The organism is Sutterella sp. (assembly GCF_052272535.1).
In the GTDB taxonomy this organism is placed as follows: Bacteria; Pseudomonadota; Gammaproteobacteria; order Burkholderiales; family Burkholderiaceae_F; genus Sutterella.
The window spans coordinates 1-6472 of sequence record NZ_DAVZJY010000138.1; the positions used below are offsets into that span (position 1 = coordinate 1).

Below are 6472 nucleotides of genomic sequence, written 5' to 3' on the forward strand. Positions count from 1 at the left end.
TAAATATAGGGCATCAATCTTCAATTATTTTCGGCAACTAACTTGACAGACACCGATTTTAGAGAGATGCCCAATAGTTAGCTTTGGAACGAGTCTTGGAACGTGAAAGAGCCCCCGCCGCCCCCAACCGACGCGCGCCTAAAATAGGCGAAAATTCTCAGCCCGTCCCTTGGAGCTAACTCCAAATGCCTATCTTCCTCACCCTCCTGCTCGCGATCCTGACGATCGTCGTGCTTCTCAGAAAGCGCGTCATGATCGGCCTCGCGATTCTCGCCGCAGGCTTCGTCATGTGGCTCTGCAACGACCGCTCGCTCATGACCTTCTGGACGTCTGCGGTCGAAACGGTGACGCTGCCGCGCACCTACGACCTCTTCTTCGCCCTCTACTTCGTGATGTGCCTCGAGGTGCAGCTGCGCAAGTCCGGCACGCTCAAGAAGATGGTGGACGCCCTCAACCGGCTCTTCTCCTCGGTGCGCATCACGCTCGCCGTCATGCCCGCCTTCCTCGGACTCCTGCCCTCCCTCGGCGGCGCACGCTTCTCCGCCCCGATCGTGCAGCAGGCGAGCGCCAACATGACGATTTCGCCCGAAAAGAAGGCGGCGATCAACTACTACTTCCGCCACATCTTCGAAACGGCGAGCCCGACGGTGCCCGGCATGCTGCTCGCCTGCACCATCACGGGAATCCACCTCTCGGACTTCGTGCTCCACCTCTTCTGGTTCGCGGTGCTCTCCTTCATCGCGGGCTGGTTCGTGATGCTCGCCCCCCTCAAGAAGTTCGACCACGTGAAGAAGCCCGAGGACACGGGCGCCTCTCGCTGGGTCGACCTCGGCAACGTCGCGCTCGCGGTCTCTCCCGTCGTGCTCAACATCCTCCTCATGCTCGTCTTCAACATGCCCGCGGGCATCGCGATGGGCGTGGCGGTGCTCGCGCTCATTCCGACCTTCGCGCTCCTCAAGCGCCCCGTGCCGATCATCGACATCTTCAAGGACGCTTTCGACGTGAAGCTCCTTCTCAACGTCGTGATGATCCTCTACTTCATCTCGCTCCTTACCGGAACGGGCGTGCTCGACGAGACTCTCGCGGCGCTCAAGGCCCTGCCGCTTCCGATGCCCGTGATCTTCGCGCTCATCTCCGTCCTGATGGGGCTTCTCACCGGCATGAGTCAGGGCTACATTGCGATGATCATGCCGATTGCGGCCGCCGTCGCTCCGGGCAGCCTCGTGTATGCCGGCATCGGCATGGTCTTCGGCTGCGTCGGGCAGATGCTCACCCCGGTGCACCTGTGCTTCACGATCTCCGTGGACTACTTCAAGGCGGACTTCCTCAAGACCCTGAAGAGCATCTTCATCTGCGAGGCGATCCTCTCGGTGGTCTTCGCCGCCTGGACCTATTTCACATGGGCCTAAGCACTCCGTCCTAGAATGGGCGGCTAGACTTGTGAACACTTCTGAAGACGACCGCTGCGCTGCGTTCCGCAACCGTTCCCTCAAGGAACCCGGAAGGCCGGCGGTCTTCTCTTCCGGCCGTCTTGGACGCCCTTGAGGGCGTTCCGGCGGCCGGCGCACCACGCAATCATTCAGACTTCCACGAAAGCTTTTCCCACAAGGATTTCAGAAATGAAGGAAATTCGCACCCGCATCGCGCCGAGCCCCACCGGCATGATGCATCTCGGTACCGCGCGCACGGCCATCTACTGCTGGGCCGTCGCCCGTCACTTCGGCGGCAAGTTCCTGCTGCGCATTGAGGATACCGACCAGGTGCGCTCCACCAAGGAGGCCGTGCAGGTCATCCTCGACGGCATGAAGTGGCTCAACCTCGACTACGACGAGGGCCCCATCTATCAGATGGACCGCCTCGCGCGCTACAAGGAGGTTGTGGACCAGATGCTCGCCGACGGCCGCGCCTACTACTGCTACGCGACGCCCGAAGAGCTCGACGCCCTGCGCGAGAGCCAGCGCGCCGCGGGCCTCAAGCCCCGCTACGACGGCCGCTGGCGTCCCGAGAACTGCAAAGGCCGCCCGATTCCCGAAGGCGTGAAGCCTGTAATCCGCTTCCGCAACCCCGACGAGGGTGCGGTCACGTGGGACGACGCCGTCTACGGTCCCATCACCGTCCAGAACTCCGAGCTGGACGACCTCATCATCATGCGCAACGGCATCCCCACCTACAACTTCGCCGTGGTGGTGGACGACTGGGACATGAAGGTGAGCCACGTGATCCGCGGCGCGGACCACATCAACAACACGCCGCGCCAGATCAACATCTACCGCGCGCTCGGCGCCGAGGTTCCGGTCTTCGCGCACCTGCCCCTCATCTGTGGTCCGGACGGCCAGAAGCTCTCGAAGCGCCACGGCACCGTCTCGGTCCTCGAGTACGAAAAGCAGGGCTACCTCCCGGAAGCGATCTTCAACTACCTCGCCCGCCTCGGCTGGGGCCACGGCAACATGGAGAAGTTCTCCCGCGAGGAGCTCGCCGAAGTCTTCGACCTCAAGGACTGCTCGCGCGCCTCGGCCCGCATCGACTGGAAGAAGCTCGAGTGGCTGAACGGCCAGTACATGAAGGAAGCCGACGACGCCCGCCTCGCGGAGCTCGTCGCGCCGCGCATTGAGGCCCGCGGCGGCGTCATCGCCGGCGGCCCGGACCTCACGACCGTCTGCGGCCTCCTGAAGACCCGCGCCGCGACGCTCGAGAAGTTGGCCGACGCCGCGCTCTTCTTCTACGTCGAGAAGGCCCCCGAGGCCGACGCCGCAGCAGCCGCCTTGAAGGACGGCGGCCGCGAGGCGCTCGCGCTCTTCGCCGAGAAGCTCCGCGCGCTCGACGCGGTGACGCCCGAGAACGTCTACCACGCCATCCAGGCCGTGATGGCCGAGCGTGAAGTGCCGATGAAGGTGCTCGCCACGCCGCTGCGCGTCTGCGTCTGCGTCGCCGACCGCACGCCGCAGATCGACCGCACGCTCTGCCTGATCGGCCGCGACAAGGTGCTCGAGCGCATCGCCAAGGCCCTCGCCTGATCGAGCCGTTCGAGCCGCCTGAACCTCCCCGGCGCCCGTCTGAAGAGACGCGCCGGCGGTTCGAACAAAGCCTCCGCCCGCGTGCGGGGGCTTTGCTTTTCCGGCGAAAAAAAAATATTTTCGCCGCCCTCTTGCTTTTTCTAGAGACCTTGGGTATAGTTTCGCTTCTCCACAGCGATGTCCCCATCGTCTAGCGGTTAGGACGGCAGCCTCTCACGTTGTCAACTCCGGTTCGAATCCGGATGGGGACGCCAAAACATCCTGTCGGAGAAAAATCTGGGAGTGACGGACCGGTTTGGTCCCGATGCTTCAAGTGTCCCCATCGTCTAGCGGTTAGGACGGCAGCCTCTCACGTTGTCAACTCCGGTTCGAATCCGGATGGGGACGCCAACCGAATTCAGAAGCCCTGCAGTGCACATGCGCCGCAGGGCTTTTTCATTTGTCCGCAGACTCCCCGCCCTTCAGGCGGACTCCAGGGCGCTCGCGAGGAGAACCGAACGGAACCACTCGAGTTCGAGATCCTTGTCCGAACGGACGTGCCAGATGAGCTGCGGATGCTGCACGACGCTCTTCTCCTTGGTTGGGACGACGGAGATCATCCCGGCCGCGTCGAGGGTCTCGGCTGTGCGCTTCGGAAGCACCATGAGGAGCGAGCTCGCCCCGAGCGACGTGATGCCCGAGAGGAAGGACGTCGTCCGGATGGCGCTTCGCGCGCCGGCCCAGGCGGGAAACGCCACTTCGCGCAGCGCCAGAACCGGTCCGCCCGGATGCGTGCGGAAGCAGATGTCGAAGAAGGCGTGGCGAAGCACTTCGTCGTTGCCGACAGGTTCCTCCCTGCGTGCGGCGAGCGGGTGATGCCGACCGGCGGCGAGCACGTATTCATTCTCCCCAATGCTGATGCCGCGGAGCCCTTCGGGGAGCGCCATCACGGGCGAAACGACGAAGTCGAGCTCTCCCTTTGAGAGCTGCGCGAAACGCTCTTCCCCGAGCGGCAGGAACGTGAGCGTGATGCCCGGAGCCTGCGTGAGGAGGCGCTGCGCGAAGTTGGGAAAGAGCGAAAAGGGGGCGTTGTCCGCACACCCGATTCTCACCTCGCGCACGATCCCAACCGGATCGAAGCGCTTGGGTCGCATGAGTTCGTCGTAGCCGCGGATGACCGCCTCGGCTTCGTCGGCCAACCGCAGCGCACGGCGGGTCGGCATGAGGCCGCCGGGAAAACGCGTGAAGAGCGGATCTCCGAAAAGCGCGCGCAATTCCGAGAGACGGCGGCTTGCCGCCGAGATTGAGAGACCAAGCGCTTCAGCCGCGGCCGCGAGATTGCGCTTCTCGCAGAGGAGCTGCAGCAGGCGCAGCGACCCGTAGGGCGGCATTTGATCGAGTTGCATTTTGCTCAAGTCCCTGATGCGTGCTTCGCGAATTCGACGGTGGATAGCGGGAATGTTCGAATGAACTACTCAATTCTAGTATCTACCTCAGATCCGCCGAACCTGCGGGAATCCCGCGCGCCAGTCCAGACGCCGCGCCCGGCCGCCCCTTCGCCCGGACCCAATCGCCCATAAAGGAGATTAAGAATGGAAATTCAGAAAACACTGCTCGCCGCCTCGCTAGTCGCCGTCTTCGCCGCCGGCCTTCCGCTCGCCGCCTCGGCCGCGGGCGGCGCTTCGGGCGCCGCGGTGAAGTACGCCAAGCAGGGACAGATCGGCGAGGTGGTCACTAATCCGTACCGCATCGCTCCCCTCACGGCGATCATCCGCTCGGGCGGCTACACGCTCTCCGACGTGACCGTGCGCATTGTTCCGAAGATGAACGGCGCCGAGATCAAGTACAGCGTGGACCGGAGTGAACTCCTCACCCACGGCGGCATCCCGGTTTTCGGCCTCTATCCGGACTACGTCAACACGGTCGAGGTCTCCTACACGCGCGCCGACCTCAAGGGTGAGAAGATCAAGGTGAACGAGGCCTACAAGATCTATGCGCCGCCCGTCTACACCGAAGGCAACGGCACGGTCTCGCAGAAGAGCACCATGTTCGACACCACGGTCGTGAAGGTGGATCCAGAGTTCAAAGACCGTCTCTATCTCGTCAACAACCTTCTCGTCTCCCCGCCGAAGGGCTCGCGCGTAGTCTGGAACAACCCCTCGGGCGGCGCGCTCGAATGGTGCTTCTATCCGCAGAACGCCATCATCGACTCGACGGGGGCGGTGCGCTGGTACATGAACGTCGACTCGATCTACGACATGGAGTCCGTCTATAACGGCGGCGTGATGATGGGCTTCCAGCAGGGTGAGGACGGTGCACTTACCTGGGGCTACGGCCAACGCTACGCGAAGTACGACGTGATGGGCCGTGAGGTCTTCAACCGGCGTCTGCCTGCGGGCTACGCCGACTTCTCGCACTCCTTCGACCAGGCGCAGAACGGGAACTTCCTGTTGCGTGTCGCCGCGAACGATGTCAAGCGCCCCGACGGACGGAACGTGCGCACGGTGCGCGACGTGATCGTTGAGGTGACTCCGGCGGGCCGCGTCGTGGATGACTGGCGTCTCTGGGAGATCCTCGACCCGTACCGCGACGTCGTGATCAAGTCGCTCGACCAGGGGGCGGTGTGCCTCAACCTTGACGCCAACAGCGCGGGCAAAACCCTCTCCTCGGAGGACCTCGCCGCGATGGACAAGGAGGAGCACTTCGGAGACATCACGGGCGTGGGCGTCGGCCGCAACTGGGCGCACGTGAATTCCGTGGACTACGACCCGACCGACGACTCGATCATCATCAGCTCGCGCCACCAGTCCGCGATCATCAAGATCGGCCGCGACAAGCAGGTGAAATGGATTCTCGGCGCTCCCGACGGTTGGAAGAAGGGCTGGGCCGAAAAGGTCCTAACGCCGGTCGACAGCAAGGGCAATCCCATCAAGTGCCTCCAGGGCAAGTGCGAGAACACGAACTTCGACTGGACGTGGACGCAACACACGGCCTTCCGCATCGACAGCAAGTCCGACAACCGCTACGTCTATCTGACAGCCTTCGACAACGGCGACGGCCGCGGCCTCGAACAGCCGGCGCTCGCCGACATGAAGTACTCGCGCGCCGTGGTCTTCAAGGTGGATCAGGAAAAGCGCACGGTCGAGCAGCTTTGGGAGTACGGCAAGGAGCGCGGCCACGCGTGGTACAGCCCCGTGACGTCGCTCACGCAGTATGAGGCCGACAAGGACTCGATCATGGTCTATTCCGCGACGCCTGAAATGCAGCTCGTGAAGGGCAAAGCCGTCGGCGCTCCCTCGCCCTATCTGCAGGAATTCAAGTGGGGCAAGACCGAACCTTCGGTCGAAATCCGCATCAACGGCTCGATGGGCTATCAGGCGATGCCCTTCCGCGTTGAAAAGGCCTTCCATCACGCGAAGTAGCCCACATCTCCGCTCCCACGGGTCCGGGACCTGATCCTCTTCCTTTCCAGTCCCGGC

Annotated in this window: 4 protein-coding genes and 2 tRNA genes; 5 read left to right on the forward strand and 1 reads right to left on the reverse strand. The window is 63.3% G+C overall.

Annotated features, from left to right (window positions below; all coding sequences use genetic code 11):
* The first annotated feature begins 185 nt into the window (after positions 1-185).
* The 4 genes from ACT6Y9_RS07610 to ACT6Y9_RS07625 all read left to right on the forward strand — a co-directional run bounded on the left by ACT6Y9_RS07610 (position 186) and on the right by ACT6Y9_RS07625 (position 3404).
* A complete protein-coding gene (locus tag ACT6Y9_RS07610; protein WP_443744089.1) occupies positions 186-1409 on the forward strand; it encodes a DUF401 family protein in 1224 nt (407 codons plus the stop codon).
* A gap of 210 nt (positions 1410-1619) precedes the next feature.
* Entirely contained in the window at positions 1620-3014 is a 1395-nt protein-coding gene (gltX, locus tag ACT6Y9_RS07615; protein ID WP_443744090.1) for a glutamate--tRNA ligase, read from the forward strand.
* A gap of 179 nt (positions 3015-3193) precedes the next feature.
* Positions 3194-3268 (forward strand) — tRNA-Glu (locus ACT6Y9_RS07620).
* A gap of 61 nt (positions 3269-3329) precedes the next feature.
* Positions 3330-3404, forward strand: a tRNA-Glu gene (locus ACT6Y9_RS07625).
* A 71-nt stretch (positions 3405-3475) separates the two neighbouring features.
* Here ACT6Y9_RS07625 and ACT6Y9_RS07630 read toward each other — a convergent pair.
* A complete protein-coding gene (locus tag ACT6Y9_RS07630; RefSeq protein ID WP_443744091.1) occupies positions 3476-4399 on the reverse strand; it encodes a LysR substrate-binding domain-containing protein in 924 nt (307 codons plus the stop codon).
* Between the two features lie 186 nt (positions 4400-4585).
* On the opposite strand from ACT6Y9_RS07630, the gene ACT6Y9_RS07635 reads away from it, so the two are divergent.
* Positions 4586-6415: an aryl-sulfate sulfotransferase gene (locus ACT6Y9_RS07635; RefSeq protein WP_295477419.1), complete on the forward strand. Its 1830-nt coding sequence runs from the start codon at positions 4586-4588 to the stop codon at positions 6413-6415.
* The last annotated feature ends 57 nt before the right edge of the window (positions 6416-6472 follow it).